We start from the raw sequence: 17,104 nt of genomic DNA on the forward strand, positions 1-17,104 counted from the left end.
AGGGGCGCGGGGAACTGCGCGACCAGCCCACGACGGCCCGCGGACGAACAACGGCCCGGTACCGCCCGTGCAGCGCAGCGCTAATCGTCCGCCGTCACCACAGCGGCAGCGTTGAACCCGCCCCGCCCGCGGGCGAGTACGAGTGCCGTGCGCACGGGACCGCGTCGGGCCTCGGTGACCAGGTCGAGGGCGTACCCCTCGGCGGGGGCCGTGACGTTGACGGTCGGCGGGATCACCGCGTCCCGCACCGACAGCAGCGCGGCCGCCAGGTCGAGGGAGGCGGCACCGGCGTTGAGCCGGCCGGTCATGGTCTTCGGGGCGGTCACCGGCACCCCGCGCGGACCGAACAGCGCGGTGAGGGCGTCGGCCTCCTGGCGGTCCAGCTCCGGCACCCCCGCCGCGTCGGCGAACACCACGTCGACCGCGGAGGGCGCCAACGACGCCTCGTCCAGGGCGAGTTCGGCGGCGCGGCGCAGACCCGGCTCGCCGCCGCGGCCCGGCGCGGGGTCGAAGGTCGCCGCGTACCCGGCGAGCCGTCCGTACACCCGGGCCCCGCGGGCCCGCGCCGCCTCGGCGTCCTCCAGGACCAGGATGGCGCCGCCCTCGCCGGCGACATGGCCCGAGGCCTCGGCGGCGAAGGGCAGATAGGCGCGCGCCGGGTCCTCGACCGAGGTCATCCGGCCGCCCGCGAGCTGCGCGGTCCAGCCCCAGGGGCAGATCGCGCCGTCCACCCCGCCGGTGACGATGAGCTTGCTGCCCTTGCGCAGCTGCCGCCGTGCCTGCGCGACCGCGTCCAGACCGCCGGCCTGCTCGGTGACGAGCACCCCGCTCGGCCCCTTCAGACCGTGCCGAATGGAGATCTGGCCGGTGTTGACGGCGTAGAACCAGGCGTAGGACTGGTACGCGCTGACGTACTGCCCGCCCTTGCCCCACAGCGCCTGCAGTTCGCGCTGTCCGTACTCGAAGCCGCCCGCCGAGGCGGCGGTGACCACACCGGCCGAGTGCGGCGGCAGTTCGGCCGGGTCGGCGCCGCTGTCCTCGACGGCCTCCTTGGCCGCGGTCAGCGCGAGCCGGGTCATGTGGTCGGTTGCCGGCAGCAGCCGGCTCGGGATGTGGTCGGCGGCCTCGAAGCCCGGCACCTCGCCGGCCAGCCTGGCCGGATAGCCGCTCGCGTCGAAGCGGGAGACCGGGCGGATGCCGCTCTCACCGGCGAGGGTGGCCCGCCACCAGGCCTCGGTACCGAGGCCGTTGGGCGCGGTGACACCGATGCCGGTGAAGACGGCGGTGGCCGTGCGCGTCTGGAGGTCGGTGGTCATGCGGCGCTGCTCCTCCGCTCGGGCGTGGTGAGCACGATCGCGCTCTGGAAGCCGCCGAACCCGCTGCCCACGCTGAGCACGGTGTCGACCTTCTTCTCGCGCGCCGTGATCGGCGTGTAGTCGAGGTCGCACTTGGGGTCGGCCTCGTGCAGGTTGGCGGTGGGCGGCACCACGTCGTGCTCGATGGCCAGCGCGGACGCGGCGATCTCCAGGGAGCCGATGGCGCCCAGCGAGTGCCCGATCATCGACTTGATCGAGGAGACGGGCGTGTTGTACGCGTGCTCGCCCAGGCTGCGCTTGAACGCGGCCGTCTCGTGCCGGTCGTTCTGCAGGGTGCCCGAGCCGTGCGCGTTGATGTAGTCGACGTCGGTGCCGGGGAGGCCGGCCTCGGCGAGTGCGACCGTGATGGCCTCGGCCATCTCGGCGCCGTCGGCCCGAAGTCCGGTCATGTGGTAGGCGTTGGAGCGCGAGGCGAACCCGGCGACCTCGGCGTAGATGTGCGCGCCGCGGGCCCGCGCCTGCTCGTACTCCTCCAGCACGAACACGGCGCTGCCCTCGCCGAGGACGAAGCCGTTGCGGGACTTGTCGAACGGGCGGGAGGCGGTCTCCGGCTCGTCGTTGCGGTTGGAGGTGGCCTTGATGGCGTCGAAGCAGGCCACCGAGATCGGCGAGATGGGCGCCTCGGTCGCGCCGGTGATCATCACGTCGGCGCTGCCCTCGCGGATCAGCTCCACGGCGTGCCCGACGGAGTCGAGGCCGGAGGTGCAGCCGGTGGAGACCACGGCGGTCGGGCCCTGGGCGCCGAACTCCCAGGCCACCTCGGCCGCGAAGGAGCTGGGCACGAAGTAGTCGTACAGATGCGGTACGGCCCGCTCGTGGTCGACCAGCCACTCGGCGCCGTTGCCGCTGACGGCCGCGTACTCGTAGTCCAGGCCCGTGGTGGCGCCGACCGCGCTGCCGATGGTGACACCGGTGCGGAAGGGGTCCGTGCCCGCCAGGTCGAGCCCGCTGTCCGCGACCGCCTCGCGCGCGGCGACCAGCGCGAACTGCGCGGCCCGGTCGAGCCGTTCGGCCTGCTCCTGGTCGAGTCCCTCGGCGACCGGGTCGAAGTCGACCTCGGCGGCGATGCGGGAGCGGAACGCCGAGGCGTCGAAGAGCGAGATGGCGCGGGTCGCGGTGCGTCCCTCGGTCAGCAGGCTCCAGTACTGCTTGGTGCCGACGCCGCCGGGGGCGACCACACCGATTCCGGTAATGACGACGCGTCGGCTCACCTGGCCTCCTCGGCTTGTGGATCGCGGGGGGTCGCCCCGGGAGAATGCAGCACGGCTGCGTCACCTCTCTGATCGGTCGACTGTTGCGACGAGTGTGGTGGCGGCGTCTTGACGGTCGCTCGACTCGCCTTGGAACGTCCGCCGGGCCCGGCGCGGGGCGCGCAGCTCCTCGGCGACCTGCCGCAGCAGCCGGGGCACCGACCGCTCCCGTACGAAGAAGTGGCCGCCGGGCAGCGTCTGGAGACGGAACTCGGCCTCGGTGTAGTCGGCCCACTGGGCCACGTCCGCCAGCGGGGAGACCGGGTCGTCCCGTCCGGCCAGCGCGAACAGCGGGGTCCGCAGCCGGGTGCCCGCCGCGGCCAGACACAGCGATTCGCCGAGGCGCAGGTCGTCGCGGAGCGCGGGCACCACCATCCGCTGCCACAGCGCAGCGTCACGGCCCGCCGCCTCGGCCGGTACGGCGTCCAGGTCGACCAGCAGCTCCAACAGCTCCTGGTCGGACAGGCGTGAGCTGCGCAGCAGCAGATTGCGCAGATGCGGCGGCGGTACGGCGCCCACGACCAGCCGGGCCGGCGGATGCAGCCCGTCCTCCTCCAGGGCCAGCGTCAGCGCGTGCGCGACGAGCCCGCCCAGGCTGTGCCCGTACAGCAGATACGGGCGGTCCAGCAGTGGTTTGATCAACTCCCGCAGCTCGCCCATGAGTTCGGCGGCATCGGTGATCCGGGCCTCGCGCGCGCGGGGGCCGCGCCCCGGCAGCAGCACCGGCACCACCTCGGCCGCGTCGCCGAGGTCCCGCTGCCAGCGGGCGAACGAGGAGACGCCGGCGCCGGCGTGGTGGAAGCAGAACAGCCAGGGCGCCGCCATCTCCGAGCTGGTGCGCAGTCTCATGCGTCGATCAGGGCCACGGCCCGGGTCCAGCCCGCTCCCGCCCTCGCGATCTTGACGGGGAAGCAGGACACCGTGAACCCGTGGGCGGGCAGGGTGTCGAGCTGGGCCAGCCGCTCCACCTGGCAGTACTCGCGGCGCCGGCCGGCGAAGTGCGCGGGCCACAGCGCCGCACGGTCACCGGTCTCCTGGAAGGTGCGGATCATATGGCCGAACGGCGCGTCCAGGCTCCAGGCGTCGGTGCCGATGACCCGGACGCCGAGGTCGAGCAGATGGTCGGTGGCGGGCCCGTCGAGGCCCGCGAAGTCGGTGAAGTACCGCGGTGTACCGGCGTGTTGGGAGGCGCCGGTGTGCAGCAGCACGATGTCGAGCGGCTGCGGGACGTACCCGGCGTCCGCGATCGCCTTCTCGATCCGCTCGACCCCGATGACACCGATGCCGACGTCGGAGACGTCCAGCACCGCCGCCGGGCGCAGGAACCAGTCGAGCGGCATCTCGTCGATGTTGCGGGGGCGGCCGTAGTCGCCCACCGACCCGTAGTGGGAGGGCGCGTCGACATGGGTGCCGGTGTGGCTGGTCAGGGTGAGCGTGTCCAGCGACAGCAGCTCACCGCCCGGCAGATCGGCCGGGTCGAAGTCCAGCCCGAAGTGCTCCTTCATCTCCGCCGCCATGTGCCGGGCCCCTTCGGCGGGCGTCATGATCTCGTGGACGATCGGGTCCGGCTCCCACCCGGACGCGTCCACGGCGGACGAGAGGTCGATGACTCGCAAGGTGAACCCCCAGGTTCGGTAGAGGAGTTACGCGTGCGCACCGTGCGACCGCCCACTGGAGATGCGGTGGAGCCCTGAACGCGCGAAACCCCGCCCCCTGGTGAGGGGCGGGGCCCGGTGGCGCCCTGAAGGGGCGCGGGGAACCGCGCGACCGGCCACGGCGGAGCCGCGGCCGAAGAGCGGCTGAACCGACGCAGCGCTCAGGCGGCGAACAGGTCCAGCGTCCGCCGACGCTGCCCCGCCACCGCGTCCAGCGAGGGATCCCCCGCCAGCACCGCGCGGTGCAGCTGCTGGAGCCGGGTGGAAGGGTCCAGGCCCAGCTCGTCGGCGAGGCCGCGGCGCAGGTTCTGGTACACGTCCAGCGCCTGCCACTGCCGGCCCGACCGGTACAGCGCCACCATGCACTGGGCGTGCAGCCCCTCGTGCAGCGGGTGACGGGCCGTCAAAGAGGTCAGTTCCGCCAGGAGTTGCATGTGCCGGCCGAGCCGCAGATCGCATTCGATGCGCTGCTCCAGCACTTCGAGCCGGCTCTCCTCCAGGCGCACCAGCTCGATCTCCAGCAGCGGGCCGAGGCGTACGTCGACCAGTGCCGGACCGCGCCAGATGGCGAGCGCGTCCCGGTAGACGGCGGCGGCCGTCTCGTCGTCGCCGCGGTCGGCCTCGGCGCGCGCCGTCGCCACCAGCCGGTCGTACTCGTGCACGTCCACCGCGCCCGGCTGCACCTCCAGCAGATAGCCGCCGTGCCGGGTGGCCAGCACCTCCCGGGCGCCGTAGGGGCTGCCCGGCCCGAGCGCCTTACCGATCAGCCGGCGCAGCTGCAGGATGTAGGTCTGCAGGGTGGTGAGCGCGCTGCGGGGCATGTCGCCGCCCCAGATCTCCTCCATCAGCGTCGGCACGGGCACGACCTGGTTCGCGTACACGGACAGCAGGGCCAGGATCTGCCGGGGCTTGCCGGCGCTGGGGACGATCGATGTACCACCTGTTTCGGCCATGAGTGGGCCGAGCACCTTGATCTCCATCGTGGGTTCCTCCGGGATTCGATCCGCCGGACCTCCCCGTCTCGGGCCCGGCTTCAACATCTACCGAAGCTCTCATCGGCCCCAGCTCAGGGCCAGTGCCGGACTCCTGAACCCGGCATGCGGCTGTACCTGGGCGGCATGTGAAAGTTTCATGCCCATCCGGTGATCGTGGCACTGGGGAGGGGCGGATTCCGGCGGCAGTGTTCTCGGTGTCGGCAGGACCCAGCCGGATCCGGCCGGAACCACTCAGCCCACTCACACACCGAGGGATGGACACCATGCAGGGGAACACGCTTGTCATCACCGCCGCCCACGACGACCTGGTCATCGAGGAGTTCGGCCGGGGCGCCATCGCCCACCAGGCACCGCTGATGACCCACCTCTGCGGTGTCACGCAGCTGCCCGCCGCCGTCGACGCCGCTCAGCACCAGGCCTGATGGGCACGTCCGAGACCGCCGCCCCGCTGCTGGGGTTCAAGCCGCACCTGCGGGTCGAGCAGGTGCCCGGTGAAGCGGTGTACCTGATCTCCGACCAGCGGGTGACGGCCCTGCACGGGGCGCAGATAGCCCGGCTCGCCCCCCTGCTCGACGGCACCCGCCCGCTGGACGGGATCGCCCGTGACGCAGGGGACGACCTGCCCGAAGGACAGGCCGCCCGGATCGTGCGCCGCCTGGACGGCGCGGGGCTGCTGGTCGCCCGCGACCACGCCCCGGCCCCCGGGGAGCTCGCCGAGCAGGCGTACTGGGAAGCAGCCGGACTGGACGGTTCCGCGGCGGCGGAGGGCCGCGGAACCGGTCTGGTACGGGCGGTCTCGGTCGGCAGCACCGATGTCCGGGACCTGACGGCCGCGCTGGGGGCGGCGGGCCTGACGGTCCCGGACCCGGCGGCGACGACGCACGGCGCGGCGGGGCCCGACGCGCTGACCGTCGTCGCCTGCGACGACTACCTCGATCCCGCGCTCGCCGTCGTGGACGCCGAGCACCGGGCCGCCGGGCGGCGCTGGCTGCCCGTGCGGACCGAGGGCACCGAGCAGTGGATCGGACCGTTCTTCGGAGATCCGGACGGGCCGTGCTGGGCCTGTCTGGCCGAACGCCTGTGGCGCACCCGCCCGGTGGAGGCGCACGTCCAGCGGATGCTGGGCCGTTCGGGCCCGGTGCCCCGCCCCTCCTGCGCGCTGCCCGCCGCCCGCCTCGCCGCCCTGCAGATCGCCGCGCTGGAGGCCGCCAAGTGGTTCTCCGGCTTCCGCCACCCGAGCCAGCTCGCGCTGCGCACCCTGGACGGCCTGGGCCTCGGCGCCTCGCTCCACCCGGTACGGCGCCGCCCCCAGTGCCCCACCTGCGGCGAACCCGGTATGACGGCCGTCCAGGTGCAGGCCCCCGTGGTGCTGCGCTCCCGCATCAAGCACGACACCGACGGCGGCGGCCACCGCAGCCTCACCCCACGGCAGTTGCTGGAGCGCTACGGCCACCACATCGATCCGGTGACCGGACTGGTGCGCGAAATACGCCGCGACCCACGCGGCCCGGAGTCCTTCCACTCCTACGTCGCCGGCACCAACCCGGCCGCGGGACAGGGCCTCGGCGGTCTCAGGGCCGGTCTGCGCAGCAGCTGCGGCGGCAAGGGCACCACCGCGCTGCAGGCCGAGGTCGGCGCCTTCGCGGAGGCACTGGAGCGCCACTGCGGCCACTTCGAGGGCGGCGAGGCCGTCGTCACCGGCAGCTACCGCGACCTCGCCCCGGCCGCCGTCCACCCCGACACCGTCCAGCTCTACGACCCGCGCCAGCACACCGGACGTACGGACTGGAACGCCTGCCACAGCCCCTTCCAGTACGTGTGCGACCCCTTCGACGAGAGCGCCGAGATCGGCTGGACGCCGCTGTGGTCGCTGACCGAGGGCCGGCAGAGGCTGCTGCCCACCTCGCTGCTCTACTACGGCGTCCCGCAGGCCCCGGGCCGGGTGTACTGCCTGGCCAACTCCAACGGCACCGCCGCGGGCGGCACTTCGGAGGACGCCGTGCTGCAGGGCTTCCTGGAGCTGGTCGAACGTGACGCGCTGGCCCTGTGGTGGTACAACCGCACCCGCCACCCCGCCGTCGACCTGGACGCCTTCGACGATCCCTGGATCACCGAACTGCGCCGCACCCACGCCGCGTTGAACCGCGAGGTCTGGGTCCTCGACCTCACCGCCGACCTCGGAGTCCCGGTTCTGGCGGCGGTCTCCCGGCGCACCGACCGGGCCCGCGGCGAGAGCGAGGAGATCATGTTCGGCTTCGGCGCCCACTTCGACGTACGGATCGCGCTGCGCCGCGCCCTGACCGAGCTCAACCAGATGATGCCGCACGTCGTCGAGGGCGTCGCCGCACCCGGCAGCGCCGCCGACGACCCGGACGTGGGCCACTGGCTGCGCACCGCCACCGTGGCCGCCCACCCCTATCTGCTGTCCGACGGCTCGACCCCCACCGGGCCCGACACCCACCCGTACACCCACCGCGAAGACCTGCGCGACGACATCGAGTCGGCCGTGGAGCTCCTGCGCACGCACGGCATGGAACTCCTCGTCCTGGACCAGACCCGACCCGACGTCGGTCTGCCGGTGGTGCGGGTCGTGGTGCCCGGACTGCGCCCCCACTGGGCCCGGTTCGCCCCGGGGCGCCTGTTCGACGTGCCGGTGCGGCTGGGCAGACGCAGCACACCGATCCGCTACGAGGACCTCAACCCCATACCGCTGTTCCTCTAGAACGCGTCCGGACCACCTGCCCAACCCATCGGAAGGACCCACATGCGCATCGACCGGCTCGCGGCGCCAGAACTCTCGGAGCTGTGGTCGCTGCGCGAGGACGTCACCGTCCGGTTCGACGGCGACGGCGCCACGCTGCGCACGCCGTGGGGCCGCCGGTTCGTCCCGCGGCCCGCCCCCGCCGTCCGCGAGGCGCTGCGCCGCATGCTTCTCGGCCCGGTCTCGCTGGCCAATGTGATCCCCGGCTTCCCCGGCTACGAGATGCCCGAGCAGCACTGGGACGACGCCTCCCGGGATCTGCTCGCCGTACTCGACGACCTCCAGGACGTGGTGGTGCGCCATCTCGCCACGGGTGCCGCGCTGTGCCTCAGCGTGGTGCCCATGGCCCCCGAGACCCGCTTTCGCCCGACGGCCGACGAACCGGCCCCCCGGGCACGCCTCGCGGCCGACGTGGAGATACGACGCGAGGGGCGCACGACGGTCCTGCACGCCCACCGGCTGCGGCACCGCGTCGAGTTGCACGGCCCCGAGGCGGACCGGCTGCTGGAACGGCTGTGCGGCCGCGACAGCGGAGCCCCGGCGCACCCGCCACCCGCCGTCACCCGCGCCGCACGCTGCTACGCGGCCGCCGCCGGACTGCTCACCGAGGGTGCGGCACCCGGTGGCGGATCTGTGAGGGCCGGACAAGTGCTACTGATCAGGGACGAAGATTCTTTATGATTCCGGGCCGGGAACGTTGCAGTGACCGCGCACCGTGGACCATGGGGGAATTTTGAGCACAAACGCAGCCGGCCGCGAGGACGGGGAATCCGTCCCGGCCGGCAGTCAGGAACTTCCACCGCGCAAGGCGATAGCCATCACGGCGGCCGTCCTGGTCGGCTTCTTCGTCATCGACGGCTCCTACGTCTGGGCCGAGCACCCGCCGGCCTGGGAACTCGCCGCCTCCCTCTCCGGGTTCGCCGGAATGCTGGTGCTGCAGCTGAGCCACTCCTTTCCCCGCCTCTTCCCCTTCCTGACCCGCTACCGGTACGCGACCTGGGTGCTCCAGGCCCTGCTCGCCTGCATCCCGATCGCGGTGTTCGGGGTGGCCTGGGGAGGCATGATCGTCTTCCTCACGGCCTCCGCGGTCCTGGTGTTCCCGGCCGCCCTCGGCTGGCCGCTGTTCGTGCTGTGCGCGGCCGCGGAGACCGCGGTCTTCCACCACTACGCGCCGCGCTGGGCCGACGCCGTCTACGCCGGGGTCGAGTCGGTGCTGATCCCGCTGATCGTGATCGGTCTGTCCCGGATGTCGGGCATGATCGGGCAGCTGCACCGTTCGCGCGAGGAACTGTCCCGGCTCGCCGTCGCCGCCGAACGGCTGCGCTTCGCCCGCGATCTGCACGACGTCGTCGGCTTCAGCCTCTCGGCGATCTCGCTCAAGTGCGAACTGGCCTACCGCCTGCTCGCCGACGCACCCGCCAAGGCCCAGGAGGAACTCGCCGAGATCCTCGGCACCTCCCGCAAGGCCCTCGCCGACGTGCGCTCGGTCAGCCGGGGCTACCGCGAGATGTCGCTGTCCGGCGAGGCCGACGCCGCCGTCTCGATGCTCGCCGGCGCCGGCATCCGCACCCAGCTGCAGTTCGACTGCGGCTCGCTGCCCGGGCCCGTGGACACCGCCCTGGCCGCCGCGCTGCGCGAGGGCCTGACCAACATGCTGCGGCACAGCAAGGCCGAGCGCTGTGTGATCGGCGCCGGGGTGCACGACGGCACCGTGCGGCTCACCCTCGCCAACGACGGAGTGGGCCGGGCCGCCCGGGTCGCGCGCACGGTCTCCGACGGCGGGCTCACCGTCCTCGAACGCCGGCTCGCGGCGCTCGGCGGCACCCTCGCGCACGCCGCGGGCGACGACGGCTGGTTCCGTCTCGAGGCGGCGGTGCCGCTGACCGAACCGGCCGGCCCGGAGCCCGCCGCGCGGCCCGCACACCGCGGCACACCGGACGCCGCGTCCCCGCCCGCGCCCACGCCCGAGGTGGGCCACGCCGACCTGGTGCCGCGCGCCGCCGCTCTGATCACCCTGGCCGTGCTGGCCGGTTACTTCCTGGCCTACGGCGTCGTGACGGCCTCCTACGGCCTTCCGGCGGGCCGGCTCATCGGCGCCGTGTTCTGCCTGCTGATGATCGTCGTGCTCCACCTCGCCGAATCGTTCCACTGGCGGATGTCATGGGCCTCCCGCTGGGCCGGAACGCCGCGCTACGTCGCGCTGGGCCTGCTGGCCCTCTTCCAGCTGGTGCCCTACCTGCTGTTCGGCAGGCACTGGGTGGGCATCCCCGGCCTGCTCGCCGGCTCCGCCCTGCTCGCCCTGCCCGCGGCCGCCGCCTGGCCGGCCGCCGCCGTCGCGATCGCCGGCTGCAATGTCGCGCTGTACGCGGTGGGCAACGGCGTCCAGGACGTCATCTACGAGACCGCGTACGACGTGATCTGCGCCCTCGTCGTCTTCGGGCTGTCCCGCATGGCCCAGCTCGCGACCGAACTGCACTGGTCCCGGGCCGAGATCGCCCGTCTCGCCGTGATCACCGAACGGCTGCGCTTCGCCCGCGACCTGCACGACCTGCTGGGCTTCAGCCTCTCCGCCATCACCCTCAAGTGCGAACTGGTGCGCAGGCTCGCGCCGGTGAAGCCGGTGCGAGCCCAGGCCGAACTGACCGAGGTGCTGCAGATCGCCCGCCAAGCACTGGCCGACGTACGGGTGGTGGCGGGCGGCACCCACCGCATGAGCCTGACCACCGAGGCCGAGAACGCCACCGCCATGCTGGCCGGCGTCGGCATCAGCGCCCAAGTCCGGCTGGACTGCGGTGAGTTGCCCGCCGACGTCGACACGGTCCTCGCGACCCTGCTCCGCGAGGGCCTGACCAACGTCCTGCGCCACAGCCAGGCCGGCCAGTGCCGCATCACCGCCGAGCGCACGGCGGACGCCGTACGCCTCTCACTGGTCAACGACGGAGCGGACGGCACCGGAAAAGCCGTCCTCGACTCCCACGGCGGAGGCAGCGGCATCGGCAACCTCTCCACCCGCATCCAGGCGGTCGGCGGCCGCCTGACGGCCCAACGCTGCCGCGAGGGCTGGTTCGAACTGACAGCAGAGGTGCAACTGAAGACCACCGGGTGAGGGGAGTGCCCTGGGGGCGCGGGGAACTGCGCGACCAGCCACAGCCAACCCGCGGACGACAACGACCCCTACGCGTTCAACCACCCCGCCTCGCGCGCGATACGAATCGCATCAACCCGATTGCGCGCGTTCAACTTCGTGACCGCCGACGTCAGATAGTTCCGCACGGTCCCCGAGGACAGATGAAGGCGCCCGGCGATATGCGCCGGCTCATGCCCCTCAGCGGCCAGCTGCAGCACCTCCTGCTCCCGGTCGGTCAGCGGCGAGGGCCCCGAGTCCAGCGTGGCGAGGGCCAGTTCGGGGTCGATGACCCGCTCACCGGAGGCGACCTTGCGGATCGCGGCGCACAGCGCGTCCGGGTCGGAGTCCTTCGGCAGGAAGCCGGAGACATGGGCGGCGAGCGCCCGTCGCAGGTTCCCGGGTCTGCCGAGACTGGTCAGGATCAGCGTCCGGCAGTCCGGGACGGCGGTGTGCAGGGCGGCCGCGGCGGTGATGCCGTCGGTGCCGGGCAGGTCGATGTCCAGGACGGCGACATCCGGCCGTATCGCGAGCGCCGTCGGCACGATGTCCGAGCCGGAGGACAGCTCCGCGACGATCTCCAGGCCCGCCTCCAACTGGATCAGCGAGACCAGCGCCTTGCGCAGCATATGCATGTCTTCGGCGATCAGAACTCGTACCACTTAGGCCCCCCGGCGCCTCGGTTGATGAGTCTCGGCCAAGTATGCCGTAAGTCGTGGCCAAAGCTGATGGCTTGATCCCGACCCGTCGCGACACCCGTCTTCCCGGTCTCTCCATGCAAGCTCCAGCACTTCTCCAGCCTGCCCTCTCATCCTCCCAGCCGCCCGGTCGCCAAGGGGCCCGGGGTGGAGAGAGAGGCGACCCGAGATGAATGGACAGCGCGGCTCGAAAGGTGCGCTCTGACATGGCGCGGCGGAAACATCCCGGCCAGTGGCGCCGTCGGCTCGGCCGCCTGCTGCGGCCCGTCGCGGAGGCGCTCATGGTGCACGGGGGAGTGGATCTGTACCTGAGGGCGGCCGACGGCACCCGTGCCCGGCTCTGCGGGCTGGACGACGGCTTCCGGCTGATGGTCTCGACGGACGCCGACGGTCCGCCGCCCGGTCATCCGGAACGTCTGCGCCCCGACATCCCGCTCAGCCCGCAGGAGCAGGTCCTGTTGCAGGAGTTGCTGGACGGGACGCCCGGATTCCGGAGGTGACAGCACAGTTGATCTTCGAGCGCCCGTGTAGTGCCGGCGCGGAGAGTGGGGTGGACGGACATCCGTGCCGAGCCAGGGGAGCAGAGGGATGACACCAGCGAGGAGCTTCACACACGCTCTGGCGGAACGGTTCGCCAGGAGCGCCGGGGACACCGCTCTGCTCTGCCCGGACCCGGCGGGCCGGACCACCGGCCACCGCTACGCCGAACTGGACGCCCGCGCCCGCACCGTGGCCGCCGCACTGGACGCCCGCGGCGCCGCGGGCGCCCCGGTGCTGGTCGCCACCGGCGGCGGGGTGGACACGGTGGCGGCCCTGCTCGGCTGTCTGTACGCCGGTGCCGTCGCCGTGCCCGTCCCCCCGCCGGACACCTCACGGGCCGCCGCCGAGCGCACCGCCGCCATCGCCGCGGAGACCGACGCCCCGCTGCTGCTCACGCACTCCGCGCACGCACCCGAGTTCTCCCGCAGACTCTCGGAGGCGGGCCGGGGGGCGGTGGTGTGCCTCGCCGTCGACAACCTGCCTGAGGCGGAGGGGAGTTGGGCGCCGCCCCGCGTGCAGGCGGACGACACCGCGCTGATCCAGTACACCTCGGGCAGCACCGCCGGCCCACGCGGTGTGCGGGTCACGCATGCCAATCTGCTCGCCACGATGGAGGCCCTCAGACGGGCCCTGGGCACCGACCGCACCGCACGCATCGGCGGCTGGCTGCCGCTCCACCACGACCTGGGCCTGGTCGGCCAGTTGCTGCACCCGCTCTGGCTCGGCGCCACCGCCGTCCTGATGCCCGGGGAGCTGTACGCCGCCGACCCGCTGCGCTGGCTGCGGGAGGTGTCCCGGCACGGCGTCACCGTCACCGCCGCACCGGACTCCGCCTACGCCCGCTGCCTGGCCGCCGTCACCGACGCCGACCTCGCGGACCTCGACCTCGGCCGGCTGGCCGTCGCCGTCAACGCCTCCGAACCCGTCTCCGCGGTCACGCGTTCCGCCTTCGCCAACCGTTTCGCCGCCGCGGGACTGCGGCCCGGGGCCCTGCTCACGGGGTACGGCCTCGCCGAGGCGACCCTGCTGGTCAGCGTGGGCCGCCCGGGCGAGGAGTCGACGGCCACCACCGTCGCCGCGAACGCACTGGAGCGCGGCCTGCTCGCCCCACCGGAGCCGGGCGGACCGGTCCGCACCCTCGTCGGCTGCGGCCGACCCGCCTCGGTCACCGTGCGGATCGTCGACCCGGTGAACTCGGCGGTCCTGCCGGACGGTTCGGTGGGGGAGATCTGGGTCCGCGGCGCTGCCGTCGCTGCCGGGTACTGGCGCAGGCCCGGGGAGACCGCCACCGTCTTCGGCGCCACCACCGGCTCCGGCGAGACCGGCTTCCTGCGCACCGGGGACCTCGGCGCCCTGCTGGAGGGGGAGTTGTACGTCACCGGCCGGATCAAGGACGCCCTCCTCGTCGACGGGCGCACCCTGCACCCGCAGGAGGCGGAACGCCAACTCGCCCGCTCCGGTGCGCCGTTCGGCTCGGCGGTGGTGCTGGCCGCGCCCGCCGAACGCGCCATGCAGGAGGAGATCGTCGCCATACAGGAGGTCCACGGCGCCGGCTGGAGCCCGCGCCAGCTGGCCGACCTCGCCGACCGGGTGCGCGGCTGCCTGCACGGCGAGTTCGGCGCCGAGACCGGCCGGGTGCTCCTGGTCCGCCCCGGCACCGTCCGCCGCACCACCAGCGGCAAGGTCCGCCGCTCCCTGATGCGCGAAATGTACCTACGCGGCGACCTCCGCCCACTGCACACCGAGCCACCGCAAGAAGGCCAATCCCCATGACCCCGCACACCCCAGCCGGACCCGCCCCCGCCCACGCCGCGACCGCCCACCGGGAGGCTGCTCCGGCGCCAAACCCGACGACCGGGCGCGGCGCCGCGCGCGTGGTGGCCGCTCCCGACACCCCCACCCCCGCGGCCCGCCCGGTGGCCACTCCCGGCACCCTCGCCCCAGCGGCCCACCCGGACACCCGCCGCCGCCCCGTACGACTGGAGCAACGGTTCGGAGACCCTGGTCACCCCGCGAACACGTCCGAGCCCCCGTCCGCCCACGCCGCGACCGTCACCGAGACCACCCGCCGGGAGGCTGCTCCCGCCGCCCACCCCGACGTCCGCGTCCGGGCCGCACGCCTGGAGCGGCTGTTCGGGGATCCCGGGGATCCTGTGAATCCGGTCGGCTTTCGGGCACTGTTGGGTGCCGATTCGGATGGTGAACTCCTGGCGCAGGCCGAGGAGTTGCTGGAGGGGGAGGGGTTCGGGGCGGAGCTGGTGCCCGTTTTTCTCGGCGGGCGTCTGCATGACGCCGACGGGCTGGTGCGGATGCTGCGGCCGGTCTTCCGGCGTGACATCGCGCTCGGGTTCGGCTACGGCATCACGTCCCTGTTCGCCGCGGCCCCCGTCTTCGCCGCCGGGTCCGAGGAACAGCGCGCCTCGGTCGCCCGGCTGCTCGCCTCCGGCGGCCGGGCCGCCATCGTGCACCGCTCCCTCGCCCACGGCACCGCCATGCTCCGCGGCGAGGTCGACGCGATGCCGCACGGGGAGGACTATCTGCTGCGCGGCCGAAAGGATGTCGTCATCAACGCCGAGCGGGCGGGCGCGGTCGTCGCCCACGTCCGCACCGACCCGGCACCCGGCCCCGCCGCCCACTCCGTGCTCCTGCTCGACCCGGACCGGCTGCGCGACAACGGGCTGCGGCTGCTGCCCCGGCGCCCCACCACCGGCATGCGCGGCTGCCGTTTCGCCGGGTACGAGTTCGAGGACTGCCGGGTGCCGAGCGACGCCCTGGTCGGCGCGGAGGGCAGCGGTGTGCGCCTGGCCCTGCGCACCTTCCAGCTCAACCGGACCCTCATCACCGGCGCGGTGATCGCCTCCGTCGACACCGTGCTGCGCTCCGCCGTACGCACCGCGCTCGCCGCCGGCACCCTCAAGAAGCGTCAACGCGGCGTCCTGGCGGGCGTGTTCGCCGATCTGCTCGCCGGTGACAGCTGCGCCACCGCCGTACTGCGCGCCCTGTCCCTGCTGCCGCACAGCGCCCATCTGGCCGCCGCGGGGCTCAAGTACCTCGTACCGGACCTGCTCCGCGACGACCTGGAGGAGCTCGCCACCGTTCTCGGCGCGGGCGGCTACCGCCGCGACACCGACCAGGGCATGCTCTCCAAGCTGCTGCGCGACCTGCCCGCCGCAGGCCTCGGCCATGCCGGCACCGCCTCCTGCCAGGCCGTCGTCATCCCCCAACTCCCGCTGCTGGCCCGCGCTTCCTGGACCACGGAACCCGAGCCCCCGCCCGCGCTGTTCGCCCCCGACGCGCGCGTCCCCGCACTGGACCTGGCGGCCCTGCAAGTGGCCGGCGGCGGCGACTTCCTGGCCGCCGCGCTCGACGCCGCCACCACCCGCCTCACCGAGAACGGCACACCGGGCCCGTACGGCGACATCCTGCGCACCCTGGCCACCGCCTTCCGCAACGCCCTGCTCGACCTACGAGACAGCTGCCGCGCCGTCGAACCAGGCGACCGAGCGGCACTCACCAGCCCCGTCATGCCCGCCCTCGCCGACCGCCACGCCGTCCTCAGCGTGGCCGGCGCCGCCCTCGCCACCTGGGAACAGCACTCCGACGGCTTCCTCGCCGACCCCGCCTGGCTGGCCCTGGCCCTGCACCGCCTGGGCCGCCGCCTCGGCCTCACCCTCCCCTCCCTCCCCACCCCCTGCGTCGACCACGTCACGGACGAACTACTGACCCGCTTCACCACCGGCCACAGCTTCGACCTGACCAACGCACCCCTGGCGGAAGCAGGTACCCCATGAACAGTCCCGCCGTAGCACCCCCGCTGCTCATGCCCGGGCCGGGCAGTCCCTGGAGTCGGGTGCGGCAGTCCATGGCCTGGCACGGGCATGTCGTCGTGCACGCGGAATGGCGCGACTGGCTGCCGGCGACGCTGGCCGACCCCACGCTGCGTCCGCTGCTCGGCCCCCGCGACTGGCAGCGGCTGCACGCCCTGACCGACCCGCAGGCCCGGGACCGCTTCGCGGCCTCCCGGCTGCTGCTGAAGTACACGGCGGGGGCCGCCCTGCAGACCCCGCCGGACGCCGTGGAACTCGCCTCCAAGGCAGGCGGGCGGCCGTATCTGCGCGGCTGCGACCAGATCGAGGTCAGCCTCAGCCACACCGGCGACCTGCTCGTGGTGGGCCTGAACCGGCGCGGCCGGATCGGCGTCGACACCGAGCGGGCCGACCGCCGTATCCAGTACTCGGCGGTCGAGCGCCATCTGTGCACCCCGGACGAGCGCCGCCGCCTCGCCGCCCTGTCCCCGAAGGAGCTGCAGCACGACCTCGTGCACACCTGGGTGCTGAAGGAGGCGTACACCAAGGCGCTCGGGCAGGGCATGCGGATGGGCTTCACCCAGTTCGGCTTCGACGCCGGCCACTCCACCCTGCTCACCCCGCAGGGCGCCCCCGCCTCGCACGGCGAGTGGTCCTTCGCCACCTTCGAGCTGTCCGGCGGTCACCTCGTCGGCGTCGCCTGCCACGACGCGGGCTACGGCGACGAGGGCGACACGGCGGTCTCCACCATGCTCGACGAGGGCTTCCTCGGCGAGGTCGTCGACCTGGTGGGCCGCGCCGCCCGCTGAGAACAATGCCCGAGTGCACCGTTCGTACGACGAAGGCCCCGCCCCGCCCCCTGGGGAAGGGGACGAGAGGCGGGGCCTTCGGATCATGCT

Annotated in this window: 14 protein-coding genes; 8 read left to right on the top strand and 6 right to left on the bottom strand. The window is 73.4% G+C overall.

Annotation, left to right across the window (positions count from 1 at the left end; genetic code table 11):
- Window positions 1-80: 80 nt before the first annotated feature.
- From MQN93_RS08405 to MQN93_RS08425, 5 genes are all read right to left on the bottom strand, one after another.
- Entirely contained in the window at window positions 81-1,316 is a 1,236-nt protein-coding gene (locus MQN93_RS08405) for a ketosynthase chain-length factor (RefSeq protein ID WP_242708968.1), read from the bottom strand.
- Window positions 1,313-2,587: a beta-ketoacyl-[acyl-carrier-protein] synthase family protein gene (locus MQN93_RS08410; protein ID WP_016435280.1), complete on the bottom strand. Its 1,275-nt coding sequence runs from the start codon at window positions 2,585-2,587 to the stop codon at window positions 1,313-1,315. Before MQN93_RS08410 ends, MQN93_RS08405 begins: the two co-directional genes overlap by 4 nt.
- 60 nt (window positions 2,588-2,647) lie before the next feature.
- Complete coding sequence (locus MQN93_RS08415) at window positions 2,648-3,475, bottom strand: thioesterase II family protein (RefSeq protein WP_016435281.1); 828 nt, start codon at window positions 3,473-3,475, stop codon at window positions 2,648-2,650.
- Complete coding sequence (locus tag MQN93_RS08420) at window positions 3,472-4,242, bottom strand: cyclase family protein (protein WP_242708969.1); 771 nt, start codon at window positions 4,240-4,242, stop codon at window positions 3,472-3,474. Before MQN93_RS08420 ends, MQN93_RS08415 begins: the two co-directional genes overlap by 4 nt.
- Window positions 4,243-4,442: 200 nt before the next feature.
- Complete coding sequence (locus tag MQN93_RS08425) at window positions 4,443-5,261, bottom strand: AfsR/SARP family transcriptional regulator (RefSeq protein WP_016435283.1); 819 nt, start codon at window positions 5,259-5,261, stop codon at window positions 4,443-4,445.
- Between the two features lie 269 nt (window positions 5,262-5,530).
- On the opposite strand from MQN93_RS08425, the gene MQN93_RS08430 reads away from it, so the two are divergent.
- The 4 genes from MQN93_RS08430 to MQN93_RS08445 are packed head-to-tail and all read left to right on the top strand — an operon-like array spanning window position 5,531 to window position 11,143.
- Window positions 5,531-5,698 carry a hypothetical protein gene (locus MQN93_RS08430; protein ID WP_242708970.1) on the top strand — a complete coding sequence of 56 codons (168 nt, stop codon included), beginning with the start codon at window positions 5,531-5,533 and terminating at the stop codon, window positions 5,696-5,698.
- On the top strand, window positions 5,698-7,998 hold the full coding sequence (locus tag MQN93_RS08435) for a TOMM precursor leader peptide-binding protein (RefSeq protein ID WP_242708971.1): 2,301 nt from the start codon (window positions 5,698-5,700) through the stop codon (window positions 7,996-7,998). Before MQN93_RS08430 ends, MQN93_RS08435 begins: the two co-directional genes overlap by 1 nt.
- A 42-nt stretch (window positions 7,999-8,040) precedes the next feature.
- Window positions 8,041-8,718: a hypothetical protein gene (locus MQN93_RS08440; RefSeq protein ID WP_242708972.1), complete on the top strand. Its 678-nt coding sequence runs from the start codon at window positions 8,041-8,043 to the stop codon at window positions 8,716-8,718.
- A gap of 52 nt (window positions 8,719-8,770) precedes the next feature.
- On the top strand, window positions 8,771-11,143 hold the full coding sequence (locus tag MQN93_RS08445) for a sensor histidine kinase (protein WP_242708973.1): 2,373 nt from the start codon (window positions 8,771-8,773) through the stop codon (window positions 11,141-11,143).
- A gap of 68 nt (window positions 11,144-11,211) precedes the next feature.
- Here MQN93_RS08445 and MQN93_RS08450 read toward each other — a convergent pair whose 3' ends face one another.
- Entirely contained in the window at window positions 11,212-11,823 is a 612-nt protein-coding gene (locus MQN93_RS08450; RefSeq protein ID WP_016435288.1) for a response regulator transcription factor, read from the bottom strand.
- Between the two features lie 242 nt (window positions 11,824-12,065).
- On the opposite strand from MQN93_RS08450, the gene MQN93_RS08455 reads away from it, so the two are divergent.
- The 4 genes from MQN93_RS08455 to MQN93_RS08470 all read left to right on the top strand — a co-directional run bounded on the left by MQN93_RS08455 (window position 12,066) and on the right by MQN93_RS08470 (window position 17,014).
- The gene (locus MQN93_RS08455; RefSeq protein ID WP_037782436.1) at window positions 12,066-12,359 is read left to right on the top strand and encodes a DUF6059 family protein; all 294 of its coding nucleotides are present in this window, start codon (window positions 12,066-12,068) and stop codon (window positions 12,357-12,359) included.
- Between the two features lie 88 nt (window positions 12,360-12,447).
- Window positions 12,448-14,172 carry a fatty acyl-AMP ligase gene (locus tag MQN93_RS08460; RefSeq protein ID WP_242708974.1) on the top strand — a complete coding sequence of 575 codons (1,725 nt, stop codon included), beginning with the start codon at window positions 12,448-12,450 and terminating at the stop codon, window positions 14,170-14,172.
- Complete coding sequence (locus tag MQN93_RS08465; protein ID WP_242708975.1) at window positions 14,169-16,190, top strand: acyl-CoA dehydrogenase family protein; 2,022 nt, start codon at window positions 14,169-14,171, stop codon at window positions 16,188-16,190. The genes MQN93_RS08460 and MQN93_RS08465 overlap by 4 nt, the downstream gene beginning before the upstream one ends.
- Window positions 16,187-17,014, top strand: a complete 828-nt coding sequence (locus MQN93_RS08470) for a 4'-phosphopantetheinyl transferase family protein (protein WP_242708976.1) — start codon at window positions 16,187-16,189, stop codon at window positions 17,012-17,014. The genes MQN93_RS08465 and MQN93_RS08470 overlap by 4 nt, the downstream gene beginning before the upstream one ends.
- The last annotated feature ends 90 nt before the right edge of the window (window positions 17,015-17,104 follow it).

The sequence above is a fragment of the Streptomyces spinosisporus genome, assembly GCF_022698145.1.
GTDB lineage: Bacteria > Actinomycetota > Actinomycetes > Streptomycetales > Streptomycetaceae > Streptomyces > Streptomyces spinosisporus.

Excerpts from the sequence above, each read along its gene's own strand:
- MQN93_RS08425 (WP_016435283.1), bottom strand. The coding sequence starts at position 5,261 with ATGGAGATCAAGGTGCTCGGCCCACTCATGGCCGAAACAGGTGGTACA.
- MQN93_RS08405 (WP_242708968.1), bottom strand. The coding sequence starts at position 1,316 with ATGACCACCGACCTCCAGACGCGCACGGCCACCGCCGTCTTCACCGGC.
- MQN93_RS08455 (WP_037782436.1), top strand. The coding sequence starts at position 12,066 with ATGGCGCGGCGGAAACATCCCGGCCAGTGGCGCCGTCGGCTCGGCCGC.
- MQN93_RS08430 (WP_242708970.1), top strand. The coding sequence starts at position 5,531 with ATGGACACCATGCAGGGGAACACGCTTGTCATCACCGCCGCCCACGAC.
- MQN93_RS08440 (WP_242708972.1), top strand. The coding sequence starts at position 8,041 with ATGCGCATCGACCGGCTCGCGGCGCCAGAACTCTCGGAGCTGTGGTCG.
- MQN93_RS08470 (WP_242708976.1), top strand. The coding sequence starts at position 16,187 with ATGAACAGTCCCGCCGTAGCACCCCCGCTGCTCATGCCCGGGCCGGGC.
- MQN93_RS08465 (WP_242708975.1), top strand. The coding sequence starts at position 14,169 with ATGACCCCGCACACCCCAGCCGGACCCGCCCCCGCCCACGCCGCGACC.
- MQN93_RS08415 (WP_016435281.1), bottom strand. The coding sequence starts at position 3,475 with ATGAGACTGCGCACCAGCTCGGAGATGGCGGCGCCCTGGCTGTTCTGC.
- MQN93_RS08435 (WP_242708971.1), top strand. The coding sequence starts at position 5,698 with ATGGGCACGTCCGAGACCGCCGCCCCGCTGCTGGGGTTCAAGCCGCAC.
- MQN93_RS08460 (WP_242708974.1), top strand. The coding sequence starts at position 12,448 with ATGACACCAGCGAGGAGCTTCACACACGCTCTGGCGGAACGGTTCGCC.